The following is a 16,014-nucleotide window of genomic DNA, read 5'->3' on the forward strand; positions in this document are numbered from 1 at the left end:
AAGTAGTTGCTCTGATGGCGGCGATTTCTGTTCTCAGGATCAGAGTTGCCTTTGATTGCTTGATGTTTGACTGCTTCATGCTTTAGTTGTGAGGTTGAAATGGATGTATTTGCTGAAACAGGTTTGAATTTGAATGTCTGAAAGAATAAAGACACTTGTTGCTAAGCGCGCTATCTTCTCGTCGGAGTTTGGCGCGACCCTACAAGACTTGCTAACGGCAATCTTCCAGAAAGAACCGACAGCGCTAAAACGAGTAGCAAAGGTCGATCTTCTGAAGTCGCTAGTATTCGCTAAAATTGAGGATTGTGGTGAAGAGGTCGGTGTACTGGTTCATGTTTTTGAGTTCGAAAACGGGACAACGGGGTCAATCAACTTTGCGAGCACTCGTACGACAGCGGGTATCGAAGAGGTCGACCCACCTGCTGAGCAAGAGTTTCTCATCAGCGACATGGCCTTGCTCGTGAAAGGTAATTCCATTATAGCTAGCGGCATGGCGAACAAAAACAGAACATTCGCGCGTTGCTTGTCGGAGGTATGTGAACGTCTCGGATTGATAGACAGCGGGGTAGCGCTGAACGTTGCCGATGTGCCGAACAAAGTTACGCTGGAAGAACTTCGCGATGTCGGGGTGTCTAAGATCGAGTTTGGCGTAACTGGGTATTTGAACTCGCTTCCTGAGTTCAAGTCGAAAACTGCCAAGGTAATCAAAACAATTCTCACTCAGCCCAAGCGCGAAGATCAGCTTAGAAAAAGAGCGAACACAGTTGGCAGAATGACATTGAGTAGAGGGCGCTTCAAAAAAGATGAAATTCACAAGGATGAGTGGCTGACATTGGTCGGCGCGCAGCTTGTGGAATCAGATGCAGAAGAGAGTTATTCAATATTCTTAGAGAACGGGAAGCAGCTTACCAATTCTAACCTAAAGTTGCAGAAAAAGGTTAAGGTTCGTCGCTATGCCAACACAGTACACTTTGGACAACTTGATCGGGAGCTAAAGAGCTTTCAACGCGAACTTGTTGCGGACGGCTTCATTCTATGAGGTGGGAAAACCAGTGTTGCGTCTAGCTTGGATAGTAATTTCAGTCGTTCTATCTGCGTTATGTGCTTGGCAAGTTTGGCTGCACCCAAAGAGCATTTGGGCTATTGTCGATATTTCAGCAAGCGTATTGGCGATTTTTGTCGGCGTTTCGGTCGCACTTTTCACCGTTTTGGCGTCACGACCAGCCTTAAGTGGTGTGAACCTGGTGGATGAAGAAGAGAGAGAACGGATTCGTTGTCTTGTAGATGAGGATGACGGTTACCTAATTGGCCAGCAGTATTTTCTGTTTGTGATTTATTTGATCACTATTGGCTTGGCTTTGTTGATTAAGTTCCTTTCATATGGCGTAACAAAGCCTGAGGAAATTGATCTTTTTCTGAAGGTTGCTTCTTCAGCTTTTGGTTTATTTGTTTGCTTGTCTTTCATGCTTTCCGTATTTCTCCCTTCGGTCGCGACACGTTTGGTGAAGCAGCGGCGTGCGCTCGGTTAGTCTCACGAAAACTTCTTCTGCGACTTGCCCCGATACGCCCGTGTCCCGGCCTTGCCCGCCGTTGACCGGCCCCGCGACTTGACCGCCGCTTCCGACGCCGCCTCCACCGCCGATTGCCGCGCAAGCGGGTCGTCGGAGATGGCGAGGTCCACCGCTTCCAGCCGCTTGATCTCGTCGCGCAGGCGGGCGGCTTCTTCGAACTCCAGGTTCTCCGCCGCCTTGCGCATGTCGTCGCGCAGGCCGTTCAGATGCGCCTCCAGGTTGGCGCCGTGCATCGGTTTGCCGATCTGGGCGGTGACGCGGTTCATGTCGACATCGCCCTCGTAGAGGCCGGCCAGAACGTCCTCGACGTTTTTCTTGACCGTCTCAGGCGTGATGCCGTGCTCCTCGTTATAGGCGATCTGCTTTTCGCGGCGGCGGTTGGTCTCGCCGATCGCGCGCTCCATCGAGCCTGTGATCTTGTCGGCGTACATGATGACGCGGCCGTCGGCGTTGCGGGCGGCGCGGCCGATGGTCTGGATGAGGGAGGTCTCGGAGCGCAGGAAGCCCTCCTTGTCGGCGTCCAGAATGGCGACGAGGCCGCATTCGGGGATGTCGAGCCCCTCGCGCAGGAGGTTGATGCCGATCAGCACGTCGAAAGCGCCAAGGCGCAGGTCGCGCAGGATCTCGATCCGCTCCAGCGTGTCGATGTCGGAGTGCATGTAGCGGACCTTGATGCCCTGTTCGTGCAGGTATTCCGTCAGGTCCTCGGCCATGCGTTTGGTCAGCGTGGTGACCAGGGTACGGAAGCCGTTGGCGGTGACTTTGCGGATTTCGTCCAGCAGGTCGTCGACCTGCATATCGACCGGGCGGATTTCGACCTCCGGGTCCAAAAGGCCGGTAGGGCGGATGACCTGTTCGGCAAAGACGCCGCCGGATTGTTCGATCTCCCAGGCTGCGGGGGTGGCGGAGACAAAGACCGACTGCGGGCGCATGGCGTCCCATTCCTCGAACTTCAGCGGGCGGTTGTCCATGCAGGACGGCAGGCGGAAGCCGTGTTCGGCCAGGGTGAACTTGCGCCGGTGGTCGCCCTTGTACATGCCGCCGATCTGCGGCACGGAGACGTGGGATTCATCGGCAAACACGATGGCGTTGTCGGGGATGAATTCGAACAGGGTCGGGGGCGGCTCGCCCGGGGCGCGGCCCGTCAGGTAGCGGGAGTAGTTTTCAATGCCGTTGCAGTGGCCGGTTGCCTCCAGCATTTCCAAGTCGAAGTTGGTGCGCTGCTCCAGCCGCTGCGCTTCCAGCAGTTTGCCGTCGTTCACCAGCTGGTCGAGGCGCTGTTTCAGCTCCGCCTTGATTGAGACCACGGCCTGGTTGAGGGTCGGTTTCGGCGTCACGTAGTGGGAGTTCGCATAGACGCGGATCTGGTCAAACGTGCCGGTCTTTTCGCCGGTAAGCGGGTCGAATTCGGTGATCGCCTCCAGCTCCTCGCCGAAGAAGGAGAGTTTCCAGGCGCGGTCCTCCAGGTGGGCCGGGAAGATTTCCAGTGTGTCGCCGCGGACCCGGAAGGAGCCGCGCTGGAAGGCCTGGTCGTTGCGCTTGTACTGCTGGGCGACCAGATCGGCCATGATCTGGCGCTGGTCGTACATTTCCCCGGCTTTCAGGTCCTGGGTCATCGCCGAGTAGGTCTCGACCGAGCCGATGCCGTAGATGCAGCTGACGGAGGCGATGATGATCACGTCGTCGCGTTCGAGCAGGGCCCGGGTGGCCGAGTGGCGCATCCGGTCGATCTGCTCGTTGATCTGGCTTTCCTTCTCAATATACGTGTCCGAGCGCGGCACATAGGCCTCTGGCTGGTAGTAGTCGTAGAAGGAGACGAAGTATTCGACCGAGTTCTCCGGGAAGAAGCCCTTGAATTCGCCGTATAATTGCGCCGCCAGCGTCTTGTTGGGGGCGAGGATGATGGCCGGGCGCTGGGTTTCCTCGATCACCTTGGCCATGGTGAAGGTCTTGCCGGTGCCGGTGGCGCCCAGAAGCACCTGGTTGCGCTCGCCCTCCAAGACGCCCTGCGACAGTTCCCTGATCGCGGTGGGCTGGTCGCCGGCCGGATCGAAGGTGGTGTTCATGACAAACCGTTTGCCGCCCTCCAGCTTGGGCCGCTGCTGCGGCGCCCGCTGCGTCATCATCGGCATGGACTTGTCGGAATGGGCGTAGGGCATTGGGCGACTCCGTTGGTGGGCGGCGCTGATTTTGGTCTGTTTTTGTTCTTGTTCAAGGGGGCGGGCGGGTATTCGCCGGATTGATGCCGGTTTTTGTCAGTTGCGGGCGGGGCGGAGGAGCTTGCCGAGCAGCTCCGCCAGCCGCCGTGCCTCGCCCGGGCTGAGGCGGTCGCCGATGGCCTTCTGCATGGCGTCCGAGTAGACCTCCCAGATGCGGGCCCGCACCGCGGCGCCTTCGGGTGTGAGCACCAGCACCTGGCCGCGGCCGTCTCCGTCGCAGGTTTGGCGCTGCAGGTATCCGGCCTTGGCCAGACGGTCTGCCAGGCGTGAGACGCCGTATTGCGGCAGCAGCAGTTTTTCCCGCAGCTCAAACGGTCTGAGCCCGGCCTCGCCCGCGCGCTCCAGTTCCAGCAGCAGGTCGTACCAGTCCAGCCCCGGCAGGCCGGCCTGTTTCAGTGCGGTTTCCACGCTGTCCAGAATGGTCTTGTGGGTGCGCGCCAGCGGCAGCCAGACGTCAAAAGGGTCGGGGGAGGGTTTCTGCATGGGGCGAATTTAGATGCAGGTGCATTGACATGCAAGGGTGGGCTGCGCATCTTATGAAGATGCAACTGCATCTATATGAGGTTCCCATGAGCGACTTGCATCTGATCAGCCACCACCTGTGCCCCTATGTGCAGCGCGCGGTGATCGTGCTGAGCGAGAAAGGCATCCCCCATCGCCGCACCTATGTCGACCTGGCGGACAAGCCGGACTGGTTCCGGGCGCTGTCGCCCCTGGGCCGGGTACCGGTGCTGGAGACCGGCGGGCGGGTCTTGTTCGAAAGCCAGGTGATTGCGGAATACCTGGATGAGAGCACACCCGGCTCCCTGCACCCCGCCAATCCGCTGGAACGGGCGCGGCACCGGGCCTGGATCGAATTCGGCTCGGAGACGCTGGCGGTCATTGGCACACTGTACAATGCGCCGGATGAGGCGGCGTTTGCCGCGGCTGCGGACACCCTGCGCCTGCGGCTGAACCGGATCGAGCCGGAAGTGGCGGGGCCGTTCTTTGGCGGAGACAGCTTCCATATGGTGGACGGGGTTTGGGGCACTATCTTCCGTTATTTCGATACGTTCGATGCCATAGGGGACTTTGGACTGATGCCGGACACTGGGCCTATAACCAAGTGGCGCGCGGCGGTTGCGGCCCGCCCGTCGGTGCGGCAGGCGCCGCCGGAGGGGTATCCGGCGCGGCTGATGGCCTTTCTAGCAGCGCGGCCATCGCATCTGGGGAGCCTGGCGCGGGCGGCCTGTGGCGGCGCTGCAAAACCCGGATAACCCTGTTCGAAATGCCACCTTGCCGCAGAACCGCATCCGGCGCATAAAAGCGCTGGATTTGAGACTCAAGCGGGAGACAGCCCATGCAAGCGCGGATTTACCGGCCAGCACGCAATGCCATGACCTCGGGCATGGCGAAGACGCGGAGGTGGGTCCTGGAGTTTGCGCCGGCCAGCGCCCGCGAGGTGGATCCGCTGATGGGCTGGACCTCCTCCAGCGATACCCAGAGCCAGGTCAAGCTGCGCTTTGACAGCAAGGAAGCGGCGCTGGAATACGCCAAGGATCATGGCATCGAGGCGCAGGTGGTCGAGCCCAAACAGCGCAAGGCCAACATCCGCCCGGGCGGCTATGGCGACAATTTCGCCACCAACCGCCGCGGTCCCTGGACCCACTAAGCCTTTACTGCGAATCCGGTTTGGGCGGTGCTGCAGGCCAAAGCCTGCGCTAAGGTGCTGCCTTCGAACCCGGTCCCTGGCGAAGCCCCTCCCGGCTGTTGCGCAGGGTGACGTTAATTTGCATAGCCTGCAGCGGACTTGGGGTGGCCCGTCAGAAGACCGGCATGGCAGCGGCGCGCGGGTTCCTTGCTTGCCTGGCTGAAAGGTGAGGCCGCAACCCGTTGCAGTCCCAGGCCGCGGCATCAGCTGCCGACTGCCATTCAGGGCCTGCCGTTTGTGTCTTAATGCGGCGGCGGCGTGCAAACGCGGCGCCTCTCAGGCCGCCGGCTGCCCCTTCACTTTTTCATTCAAGCCGTTAGCGTGCTAGCCATGGTCAGACAGCTCCTCCCCGTTTCCGCGTTGCTCCTTGGCTCAGGCCTTCTGCTGTTTGCGGGCGGCATCCACGGCCTGATCCTGCCCTTGCGCGGCGGTGCCGAGGGTTTTTCCGCCAATGCGCTCGGCCTGCTGGGCACCGGCTGGGCGTTTGGCTATGTGGCGGGCTGCCTGATCGCGCCGCGGCTGGTGGGGGCGGTGGGGCACATCCGCACCTTCGGGGTGATGTGCGCGCTTGCGGCGGTGTCCATTCTTTTGCAGGCCCTGATTGTGCAGGCCTGGGCCTGGATTCCGGTCCGGGCGATCTCGGGCTTCTGTTTCGCGGGCGCGGCGATGATCGTCGAATCCTGGCTGAACGAACGGGCGCAGCCCAGCACGCGCGGCACGATCTTCGGTGTCTATTCCATGGTGAACCTCATCGCGGTCACCGCCGGCCAGATGGTGATCCCGCTGGGCGATGAAACGGGGTTCATGTTCTTTGCCATTGGCGCAATTGTGTACTGCCTGGCGCTGATCCCCACCGGGCTGTCGACCTCGGCCTCGCCAGCGCCGCTGACTTCGGTGAAGCTTGATCTTCCGGCCTTGTGGCGCAACTCGCCTGTTGCCGTTGCTGCGGTGTTCCTGGTCGGCATCTCCAACGCGTCCTTTGCCACGCTGTCCGCGGTTTACGCCGACCGGGTCGGGCTTTCGCTCACCACGATTGCGCTGTTTGCCAGCCTGCCGGTGCTTGCGGGCGCGCTTGCGCAGGTGCCGATCGGCTTTGCCAGCGACCGCATGGACCGCCGCAAAGTGCTGATCGGGATTGCGGTCGTGGCCCTAGCAGCGGACCTGGCCTTTTTGCTGCTGATGCCGCAGGAGCGGCTTTTGAACCTGGCCCTGGCGGGCGTGTTCGGGGCTGCGATTTTTGCGATGTATCCGGTGATTGTTGCGCACGCGAATGACCATGCTCCGCCGGGTACCTCGATTCAGGTCTCGGGCGGTCTGCTGATGGTCTTCGGGCTGGGCTCGATTGCTGGGCCGCTGATCGCCGGCCTCGCGATGGCGGAACTGGGGCCGCGCGGCCTGTTCCTGACGACGGTTGTGGCGCATCTTTTGATGATTGGCTTCACAGTCTGGCGGATCCTGGTCAAGGCGGCGGTGCCGGAAGCAGAGAAAACGGCGTTCCGGATCAATGTTTCGGCCCGTGTGGCAACCCCGGAGACGGCTGCCCTTGCCGCGGGCCGGAAGGAGGCAAAGCCATTCGACTTGCCGGAGGACGGCGGGGCGGCGGCTGGCGGGGCAAGTACTGCTACGCAACGCCGGCCGGAATGACCCTGACACCGCCGCTTGCCGGAGCATCCGGTCCTGTTCTAGGGATAAGAGGGCATTCCGGGGGAAAACGTCTTGTCTGAAATCGCGTTTCTGCTGAACGGTGACGAACCGGGCCGCGCTACCCTTCTCCTTGCGCACGGTGCGGGGGCGGCGATGGACACGCCCTTCATGACCACCATAGCGGAGGCCCTTGCCGCCCGGGGACTGCGGGTTGCCCGGTTCGAATTCGCCTATATGGCCGGCCGCCGCAGCGGCGGGCCGAAACGGCCGCCTCCGAAGGTTGAGCTGCTGCAGGACGAATTCCGCAGTGCTGTCGAGGCGCTCGCATGCAGCGGCCCGCTGTTCCTTGGCGGCAAGTCCATGGGCGGCCGGGTTGCCAGCATGATTGCCGATGATCTCTGGGGGCAGAAGCGGATCCGCGGGTTGGTCTGCCTCGGGTACCCGTTCCACCCGGCCGGCAAACCCGAAAAGCTCCGGACCGGGCATCTGGCCGGGCTGAAAACCCCGGCGCTAATCTGCCAAGGCACCCGCGACCCGTTCGGCACCCGGGAGGAGGCCGCGTCCTATGCCCTGTCTGATACGGTCGCATTCTGCTGGCTGGACGACGGCGACCATGATCTGAAACCGCGCAAGAAAGTGACCGGGCTGACGCAAGAGCAGCACTTGCAGTCTGCAGCAGACGAGATTGCCCGCTGGATCAAGGCAGCGGTTTGAGCCCCTTGCACTGACACGCTGGTAAGCGCCCTGTCACAGCCCGCCAAACAGCGCGGCCTGCTGTTTGCGCATCGCCGAGATCTCTGCCTGGACCCAGTCCCGCAGGGCCTGGTACCCCTCGGTCGCGGCATTGGCCGGCGTGGTGACCAGCCAATAGCGGGCCCGCGATTTCACCGGCGGGCCGGCGGCCTCCAGAAAGCCGGCTTCCAGGTCGTGCTCCACCAGCAGGCTGCGCCCCAGCGCAATACCCATGCCGCTGATGGCAGCCTGGATGGCCAGGTCGGCACGGGCAAAGGCATTGATGGACCGCTCAAACCCGATGTCCCAGCCGCGGCCGGCAAAATAGGCCTGCCAGCTGAACCCGGTGCCGTCGCTTTCGCCGAAGCGGTCGACCAGCAGGCGCGCTCCGGGCCGCTGGCAATAGTCCTGCAAGGATTGCCGCCCCAGATACCCCGGGCGGCAGACCGGCAGCAGCACGGCCTGCAGCAACGGCTCCGAATGCAGGCCCGGATAGGGCCCCAAGCCATAGCGGATCGCGGCCTTGGCCTCGCCCGCGTGCAGGTCGGCCAGCCGGTCATCGACGTCCACCAGCAGATCCAGCCCGCTGTCCTGCGCGCGCTGCAGGGCGGGCACGATCCATTTCATTGCCACGGACGACGATACCGACAGCCGCAGGCTGCGGCTGGTCTTGAGGTCCTGCAGCCGGGTGAGCGCGGCTTTCCAGACCCCGCCGCTTTGCTGCGCCGCCTCACAGACGATGCGCCCGGCCTCCGTCGGTGTGATCCGGCGGGTGGTGCGGTCGAACAGCGGTACCCCAAGGGCCTCCTCCAGTGCCTTGATCCGGTGGCTGACCGCGGATTGCTCAACCCCCAGCCGCTCTGCGGCCCGGGTGAAGTTCTGTTCTTCTGCAATGGCCTCCAGCAAGGGGGCGCTCTGCAGCAGTTTTGGGAGAAGGCTGTCAGCATGTTTCATGAACATGGATCATAGTTATATCAGTATATCTGCAGCAAGCCTCGCGTCATGCTGACTATAGTTCATGAAAAGGAGTTCGCAGCATGACCCGGAGCACCACATCTGTCACCGCCCGCATCGTCAACGGGTTTGTCACCCTTCGCGACACCGGCGACCCGGAACTGCTGGACGCCGGCCGCGACGGGCTGAGCGATGCGGACCTGTCGCGGGTCAGTCATGGAGGTGGCGGGCATGTGCAGGCAACCGGCGGCAATCCGGCCGGTGTTGTGCTGGATGCCGATGGCCTCAGCGACGTGCAGATGCTTGAGATTGCTCGAAAGGTTGGCCTGTCGGAGACAGCCTTTGTCTCTCGTTCCAAGACCGAAGGGTTCAAGCTGGACTTCTTCACTCCAACCCGGCGCATCGCCCATTGCGGCCACGCGACCATCGCAACCTTCAGCTATCTTGCCGAACTCGGCCGGGTGGGGGAGGGTGAAACCTCCAAGGAAACCGTCGATGGGCCGCGCAAGATCATCATCCGGGACGGTGCGGCCTTTATGGAGCAGCTGGCGCCGCGCTATGAGGCGGCCTCCGATTGGGCGGACCGCGGTGTCCGGCACGAGGACGTGCTGGCCGCGCTTGGCCTGGACGAGGACAGCCTGGATCCGCGGTTTGCGCCGGTGCTTGCAAATACCGGCAACAGTTTTGTTCTGGTTGCGGTCAGGGACGCTGCAGCGCTGGCGGCCATCCAGCCCCGGCAGCTGCAGATAGAGGCCATCAGCGAGGCGCTGGACCTTATCGGGTTCTATGTCTTTACAATTGATCCCGCCGCAACTTCCGCCGATGCCACGGCGCGCATGTTCGCGCCGCGCTATGGCATTGCTGAGGAGTCGGCAACCGGCATGGCCGCCGGGCCGCTGGCCTGCGCTCTTTATGACCTTCTTGGCCTCCGCAAACCCAGGCTGCTGATCGAACAGGGCCACTGCATGGTGCCGGCGTCGCCCAGTGAAATCACCGTTGAGCTGGATCTGGAGGCAGGACGGATCACCGGCCTGATGGCAGGAGGGTTTGGCGCTGTGATGAAGGAAATGGAGATCGGTCTGCAGGACCGGGGTTGAGGCCCCAGGGGATGCCCCTCAGCTATGACGCGCTGGTTTCTCGGGACCGTTGCCCCGCGCAGCGGTCCGGTTCCAAAGCGGCTAAGCGGTGAGGAATTTTCTTTCCCTGATAGTGACTGCGCAGTAGGGTTCGTGCCAGGCTGGTGCGGACTGCGCCGGATGCCCCCGATGATCTCTGGCAAAATGTTGAGGCAAAATGGCGAATGTAGAGCACCGCAGCAGCCCGGCCGGCGCCGGCACACCTGCCTCCGGTTTCGAAATCTGCCCGGCAAGCCCGGCAGAGCCGGAGGCCGCCGCGATGATCCGGCGGCATCTTTCGCAAATGGCGGCGCAGTCGCCCGAGGAGAGCTGTCATGCGCTGGACGGCAGCGGACTGGAAGGGCCGGAAGTGCAGTTCTTCCTGTTGCGCCAGGGCGGCAGGGCCATTGCCATGGGAGCGCTGAAAACATTGGGCGGTGGCGCGCGCGAGCTGAAATCGATGCATACCTTGGCAGAAGCCCGCGGCAGCGGGGCAGGGCGGGCGATGCTGGATTTCCTGCTGGCGCTGGCCCGCCGCGAAAACGCCTCTGGCATTTATCTGGAAACCGGGTCCACGGATGATTTCCTGCCGTCGCGCAATCTGTATGAATCCTTGGGCTTTGTGCAATGCGGGCCGTTTGCGGACTACGGCGAGGACCCCTGGTCCGTCTTTATGCACCTGGACCTGCGCGCCGCGGCTTGACCCCCGGCCCGAGCCTGTCATAACTGGCGCCACGCGGTCCCTTAGCTCAACTGGATAGAGCAGCTGACTTCTAATCAGCAGGTTGAGGGTTCGAGTCCTTCAGGGATCGCCATTTCTTGTCATATATCTTCAGCCTCTTGCGCTTTGTTTGCGGGGGCACGGCAAAGAGTTGCGCGAAGTTCGTCGCCTCTGGCCTGAGTGCGTCTAACTGGCGCTTTGTGGTCCTGAAGGTTCGGCATGGCAGTGCGGTTGTTCCCAGCCGGGCAAAATGCCTGCCTCTAGCAGCAGCCTTGACCGACCATTTAGCCAGTATTGGGCGCGTCTGGTATGTGTCCCAAAATTTCACATTTTGAACAACGGAGGCAGAAATAGCCGGCGCGTGAAGGCCCGGCAGTGCTGTCTGGCAGTGTCGAAAGGCTGATTGGCGAAGTTTTCAGTTTCAGTTTCTTAAATTATTTTCAACATTCGCTTTTCAGGATGAGAAGCCGGTTCTAGTCTGCGGGTGACGGCCTCAAGGACATGCCAAAATAACAAAAAACACGGACGCCATATGACAGAGCAGCGTGTCACTCGAAGATATCTCCGGCTGCGCAGCGGCATCGCCCTGGCGATCCTGCTGTTGGCCGCAGTGGCCGCCTTTTGCGTTACCCTCACAGGGCACAGCAGTGTGGAACGGCGGGCGGAAAACACCAGGGTGCTGGACAAGATCCTGGTCTCTCTGGCTGAGCTGTCGCTGGCGTTTGATGAATTGAAGGACGATCCGGACAGCCAGAAGGCGCTGATTGCGCGCGGGCGCATCCGGCGCAGCGCCGGGCCCGCAGCTGACTCGCTTGCCGCACTCACCGGCCCTGGTGCGCTGGCGGCATTTTCCCCGCAAGCGCAGGAGGTCCTGTCCCAGCCAACGCTGAACCCGGTTTCCGAACTCGAGGACATCATTTTTTTGGCCGGAGTTCTGACAGCCCCCGAGGGTAACCGGCCAGCCGCTGCCGATGCCAAGGCCGCGGCCCTGGCATCCAATCTGTCCCGGCGGCTGCTGCCGGTGCTGATGGAGGCGAAGGAGGACGAGGTCCGGACCGGCCGGATCGCTGCGGAAACGCAGCTGATCTATGCGCTGGCGGCTGTGCTGATCGGGGCCATAGGCGTCTTTGTCGCCGCACGGTTTGTGCATATGCCGATGGAGCGCTTCATCATCAGCGCGCAGTCGGAAATCGAGGCGAGCCGCCGCAAGGCGGAGGCCGCGTCAGAGGCGAAGTCAGTGTTTCTGGCGACGATGAGCCACGAGATCCGCACCCCGCTGAACGGCGTGCTGGGCTTGGCGGAACTGCTGAACGATAGCGAGCTTGATGACAAGCAGCGCCACATGGTCCGCATGATGATCATCAGCGGCAATTCCCTGCTGAGCATCATCAACGACGTTCTGGACCTGTCCAAGGCCGAGGCCGGCAAGCTGGAAATGGAGGCCGAGGCCTTCAATGTCCGGGCGCTGTGCCTGGAGGTCATTGACTTGTTCTCCGCACGGGCCCAGAGCGCGAATATAGACCTGCAACTGCGGGAAAGCACCGGGGTGAGCAATTGGCATGTGCTGGGATACGGCACCGCGGTGCGTCAGATTGTTGTCAACCTCATCAGCAACGCGTTGAAATTCACCGAGAACGGTTCGGTCGACGTCAATCTGCAGGAATTGCCGTCAGCGCACGACGGCACACGGGTGATCCGGATTTCCGTCAAAGACACCGGAATCGGGGTTCCGCCGGAAGCCCAGCAGCGGATCTTTGAGCAATTCGCGCAAGCCGATGCGACCACGACCACGCGGTTCGGCGGAACCGGGCTGGGCCTTGCCATTGTCAATAACCTCACCGAGGCGATCAGCGGCACCATTTCACTGCAAAGCGCGGAGGGGGAAGGGTCCGAATTCACCGTGGAGTTCCCGGTCGAAGACGTTCCGCCCCCCGCGGAGGTGCCTCAGCCCGGACCGGTCGCGGCCATCTTCAGCAAAAAGGTCCTTGTCGCTGACGACAACCGGGTCAACCAGATGGTCGCGGGCAAGATGCTGGAGCGGTTGGGGTGTACCGTCATGACCGCAGGCGACGGTGTTGAAGCTGTCGGGCTGGCGCGCAGCTGGGGCCCCGATCTGGTGCTGATGGATGTGCGGATGCCTGAAATGGACGGGCTCGATGCCACCCGGGCGATCCGGGCGAAGGAGCGGGAGCTGGGCCTGCCGCCGGTGCCGGTCATCGGCTTGTCAGCCAATGCGATGAGCGAGCAGCGTTCCGAAGGCCTGGCTGCGGGGATGAATGATTACCTCGCGAAGCCGGTCAACAAAGCGGCGCTTGCCGCCGCCTTGACCCGTCTGTGGCCAGAAGAGGCCGGCAAAACAATTGAAGGAAGTTCGAAATGCGCCTGACGACGATGACCGCCGCAGCTCTGTCCGCTGTGTCTGCGATGGCTGTCCCGGCCGCGGCGGATCCCGGACGGGTCTCGCTATACAACTGGAGCGGCTACATCGCCCCGGAAACCGTCGAGCGTTTCCAGGACACGACTGGCACCAGTCTTCTCCTGGATACCTATGGCGAAGCCGATGAGGCCGAAGCGCGGCTGCTTGCCCGCGGCACCGGTTACGACGTGGCAGTGGTGGCCTCGGAAACCGTCGCCCGCCTGGCGGAGGCAGGCGCCATCCAGCAGATCAGCCTCTCCGGCATTCCGAACGGGGCTGCCATCGATCAGCAGCTGATGCAGCTGTACCTGGACTCCATGCCGCAAGCGGAAGGCTACGCCTTGCCGTATCTCTGGGGCACCACCGGCATCGCCTATGACCGCAGCGCAGTACTGGAGCGCCTGCCGGACGCACCGCTTGACAGCTGGGCGCTGGTGTTCGACCCCGCCAATGCCAGCAAGCTCGCAGACTGCGGCATAACGGTCGTCGATTCCGTTGAGGAGGTTGTGGCTGCCGCGCTTGCCTATCTTGGCCTGGACCCGCAATCGCGGTCGGAGCAGGATCTGGAGGCCGCATTCGGCGTTCTTGCCGCTATCGCGCCCTATGTCCGCTCGTTTGATGTGGATCAGTATGACGCCCTGCTGGGCGGCGAGGTCTGCCTGGCGGTCACCTGGAGCACGGACGGGCTGGCGCCGTTGCTGGAGCAGGGAACGGAGCGCTATCACTACGTGATGCCCCGGGAGGGCACCAATCTGTGGGCTGATCTTTTTGTCATTCCAAGCGATGCCGGCGATCTTGAAGCGGCAAACCGGCTGGTGGATTTCATGCTCCAGCCCGAGTCAATGGCACAGGCGACGCTGTTCACCAATGCCACCAACAGCGTTCCGGCCTCGCGCGCTGAGATCGACGACCCAAATTACGAGATTCCTGCGCTTACGCTGCCGCCGGAAGCCCGCAGCGGGCTCTATCTCGTCACCCCCCGCAGCGGCGAGGAGAAACGTTACCTGGATCGCCGCTGGAGACTGCTTCAGATCGGGCTGTAGAATCTCACCGGGTGGCGTCACTTTGAAAGGCAGTCTTGGCTGTCAGGGGGTGAAAATCCGCACTGCTTTCTCCTCTTTGCCGTGACTGTCTTGCCACGGGCTTGGAGTGACTGCGGCTGTGGGCGAAGGCCTGCATCGGGTCGTTCGGCAATCCGCCAATGCCGGCCGGCCATGTCGGCAAGCTGCAGAAAATCGCGTCCGGCTGTCTCCTGCAAGGTCTCCGGAGCCTCGGCACCGCGGACCGCCCGGGTGCCCGGGTGATCTCATAGGCGATCCTGACTTGCCGGAAGACCCGCAGGGCGGCCTTGGCATCGCCATTGCCGCCTTCGGCCAGCAGAATCTTCAGGTCCCCGCGGCGGGGCGATGCGTTACCGCCATTCTCCAGCTTATCCACCTTCCTTCTGAACTTCCGGCGGCTTGGGCCAAGTGAGGCGGAACTCGCAGCCTGCGCCGGGAGGCGACACAACCGAGATCGTGCCGCCGGCCTGCTCCACATGTTTCTTGACGATTGAGAGGCCGATGCCGCTGCCTTCGACCTCATCGCGCGACTTCAGAGTCTGGAACATCTTGAAAACCTGCTCGTGAAATTCAGGATTTATGCCGGGGCCGTCATCGGCCACTGAAAACACGTAGTGATCCCCGGCGTCCTCCACCGTCACATCGACCACGCCGGCGCCGCGATCGTTGTGCTTGATCGCATTGGACACCAGGTTCGCGAAAATCTGCTTGAGCGGCATGTTCGGCAACTGGATGCTGCCGAAGCCGGGGCCGATGTTTATGGTGAAGCCCTCTGGCTGATCGACCAGCATCAGAACCTCCTGCATCAGCTTGTTGCCTGGCATGTACTGCTGGTATCTGCTGTCAGTTTTACGCCCTGCCCGCGAGTATTCGTGAAGATCGTCCAGCAGCCGTTCCATCCGCGAAACCCGGGTGCGGAGCAGTTGCAAATTTTCCCGGCTGTCATCATCCAAGCTGTCCGCCAGATCTTCCTCCAGCCAGCGGGAGGCGTTCCCAATCACCCGCAGCGGCGCCCGCAAATCGTGGGAGGCGACATAGGCGAAATTGTCCAGATCCCGGTTTGAGCGGGCGAGCTCCTTCATGAAGCGCTCCCGTTCCGCCTCAGCCCGCTTCTCTTCGGAAATGTCGCGGAGGATACCGCTGAACAGACGGTTGCGGCCGACCCGGACTTCACTGACCGACAGTTCAAGCGGAAAGGCATGGCCGTCTTTGTGCCGCCCTTGAACTTCCCGGCGGCCGCCAGTGAAGTCCATCTGCCCGGTCCCGGGAGTATCGCCGCTGTTGCTGTCATTTGCAGAGCGGCCGGCGCCTGGGATGAGGAGCCTGATGCTTTTGCCGATGGCCTCTCTGGCGGAATAGCCGAATATTTTACAGCATGTGCGATTGTAGCTGAGAATAATGCCTTGGGTATCTATGGTAATCAAACCTTCGATGCTGTTGTCCTGAATGGCAGCCAGCTCATTCTGTTTCCGCTCGAGCGAAATCTGGATGGATTTCTGACGGTGGACAACGAATGCAAAGGCCCACAGGGCGATCACTGTCAGAATCCTGTTGGTCAGCACAATCCATTCATCGACCCCGGCACGGGGAAACAGCAGGTATCCAAGAACAGTCAGCACGGATCCGGCCGCGGCATATGTGTAGGCTTTGACCGGCTTGTCCTCCCAGATGCTGCAAAGAACAACGGCGGTGTAAATCAGGCCGGCCGCCACCCCGAGCGGGGTCAGATAGTCGAACACAAAGCCTGCGCCGACAAGCAGGGCTGCGGCGGGATGCGCCTGGGACTTGAGGCGGTTCCGCCAGAGCGGGGGCTGTTTTGCTTCGAAGTGCCTGGCAAGTGTCATGACCGGTGCCTCCCGTTTTCCCGGGTGTGGGGCCAGCGGTCAAACCG

Annotated in this window: 14 protein-coding genes and 1 tRNA gene; 11 read left to right on the forward strand and 4 right to left on the reverse strand. The window is 61.9% G+C overall.

The genetic code is table 11. The features are described 5' to 3' along the window. The first annotated feature begins 133 nt into the window (after nucleotides 1–133). On the forward strand, nucleotides 134–1,039 hold the full coding sequence (locus ACFMBG_RS08530) for a hypothetical protein (protein WP_421054283.1): 906 nt from the start codon (nucleotides 134–136) through the stop codon (nucleotides 1,037–1,039). A gap of 127 nt (nucleotides 1,040–1,166) precedes the next feature. Beyond that, entirely contained in the window at nucleotides 1,167–1,529 is a 363-nt protein-coding gene (locus ACFMBG_RS08535) for a hypothetical protein (RefSeq protein WP_421054284.1), read from the forward strand. A 2-nt stretch (nucleotides 1,530–1,531) separates the two neighbouring features. On the opposite strand, the gene uvrB is transcribed toward ACFMBG_RS08535, so the two are convergent. Continuing rightward, the gene (gene uvrB, locus ACFMBG_RS08540) at nucleotides 1,532–3,730 is read right to left on the reverse strand and encodes an excinuclease ABC subunit UvrB (protein WP_421054285.1); all 2,199 of its coding nucleotides are present in this window, start codon (nucleotides 3,728–3,730) and stop codon (nucleotides 1,532–1,534) included. A 96-nt stretch (nucleotides 3,731–3,826) separates the two neighbouring features. Beyond that, on the reverse strand, nucleotides 3,827–4,273 hold the full coding sequence (locus ACFMBG_RS08545) for a MarR family winged helix-turn-helix transcriptional regulator (protein ID WP_421054286.1): 447 nt from the start codon (nucleotides 4,271–4,273) through the stop codon (nucleotides 3,827–3,829). Between the two features lie 86 nt (nucleotides 4,274–4,359). Here ACFMBG_RS08545 and ACFMBG_RS08550 point away from each other — a divergent pair, with 86 nt between their 5' ends. The 4 genes from ACFMBG_RS08550 to ACFMBG_RS08565 all read left to right on the forward strand — a co-directional run bounded on the left by ACFMBG_RS08550 (nucleotide 4,360) and on the right by ACFMBG_RS08565 (nucleotide 7,838). After that, on the forward strand, nucleotides 4,360–5,046 hold the full coding sequence (locus ACFMBG_RS08550) for a glutathione S-transferase family protein (RefSeq protein ID WP_421054287.1): 687 nt from the start codon (nucleotides 4,360–4,362) through the stop codon (nucleotides 5,044–5,046). 83 nt (nucleotides 5,047–5,129) lie between these two features. Beyond that, nucleotides 5,130–5,441: an ETC complex I subunit gene (locus tag ACFMBG_RS08555; protein WP_421054288.1), complete on the forward strand. Its 312-nt coding sequence runs from the start codon at nucleotides 5,130–5,132 to the stop codon at nucleotides 5,439–5,441. 399 nt (nucleotides 5,442–5,840) lie between these two features. Next, nucleotides 5,841–7,124, forward strand: coding sequence for an MFS transporter (locus ACFMBG_RS08560; protein ID WP_421054289.1), 1,284 nt, complete (start codon nucleotides 5,841–5,843; stop codon nucleotides 7,122–7,124). 72 nt (nucleotides 7,125–7,196) lie between these two features. Continuing rightward, nucleotides 7,197–7,838 carry an alpha/beta family hydrolase gene (locus ACFMBG_RS08565; RefSeq protein ID WP_421054290.1) on the forward strand — a complete coding sequence of 214 codons (642 nt, stop codon included), beginning with the start codon at nucleotides 7,197–7,199 and terminating at the stop codon, nucleotides 7,836–7,838. Between the two features lie 33 nt (nucleotides 7,839–7,871). Here the strand turns inward: ACFMBG_RS08565 and ACFMBG_RS08570 are convergent, their stop codons facing one another. Continuing rightward, on the reverse strand, nucleotides 7,872–8,810 hold the full coding sequence (locus ACFMBG_RS08570) for a LysR family transcriptional regulator (RefSeq protein ID WP_421054291.1): 939 nt from the start codon (nucleotides 8,808–8,810) through the stop codon (nucleotides 7,872–7,874). 83 nt (nucleotides 8,811–8,893) lie between these two features. On the opposite strand from ACFMBG_RS08570, the gene ACFMBG_RS08575 reads away from it, so the two are divergent. From ACFMBG_RS08575 to ACFMBG_RS08595, 5 genes are all read left to right on the forward strand, one after another. Further along, a complete protein-coding gene (locus ACFMBG_RS08575; RefSeq protein WP_421054292.1) occupies nucleotides 8,894–9,907 on the forward strand; it encodes a PhzF family phenazine biosynthesis protein in 1,014 nt (337 codons plus the stop codon). Between the two features lie 196 nt (nucleotides 9,908–10,103). Continuing rightward, nucleotides 10,104–10,628: a GNAT family N-acetyltransferase gene (locus ACFMBG_RS08580; RefSeq protein WP_421054293.1), complete on the forward strand. Its 525-nt coding sequence runs from the start codon at nucleotides 10,104–10,106 to the stop codon at nucleotides 10,626–10,628. Between the two features lie 35 nt (nucleotides 10,629–10,663). Then, nucleotides 10,664–10,740 (forward strand) — tRNA-Arg (locus ACFMBG_RS08585). Nucleotides 10,741–11,178: 438 nt separating this feature from the next. Beyond that, on the forward strand, nucleotides 11,179–13,032 hold the full coding sequence (locus ACFMBG_RS08590) for an ATP-binding protein (RefSeq protein WP_421054294.1): 1,854 nt from the start codon (nucleotides 11,179–11,181) through the stop codon (nucleotides 13,030–13,032). Next, the gene (locus tag ACFMBG_RS08595) at nucleotides 13,023–14,105 is read left to right on the forward strand and encodes an extracellular solute-binding protein (RefSeq protein ID WP_421054295.1); all 1,083 of its coding nucleotides are present in this window, start codon (nucleotides 13,023–13,025) and stop codon (nucleotides 14,103–14,105) included. The genes ACFMBG_RS08590 and ACFMBG_RS08595 overlap by 10 nt, the downstream gene beginning before the upstream one ends. Nucleotides 14,106–14,491: 386 nt before the next feature. Here the strand turns inward: ACFMBG_RS08595 and ACFMBG_RS08600 are convergent, their stop codons facing one another. After that, a complete protein-coding gene (locus tag ACFMBG_RS08600) occupies nucleotides 14,492–15,862 on the reverse strand; it encodes a sensor histidine kinase (protein ID WP_421054296.1) in 1,371 nt (456 codons plus the stop codon). Between the last annotated feature and the right edge of the window lie 152 nt (nucleotides 15,863–16,014).

Origin of the sequence: Leisingera coralii (assembly GCF_049056525.1) — a bacterium.
In the GTDB taxonomy this organism is placed as follows: domain Bacteria; phylum Pseudomonadota; class Alphaproteobacteria; order Rhodobacterales; family Rhodobacteraceae; genus Leisingera; species Leisingera coralii.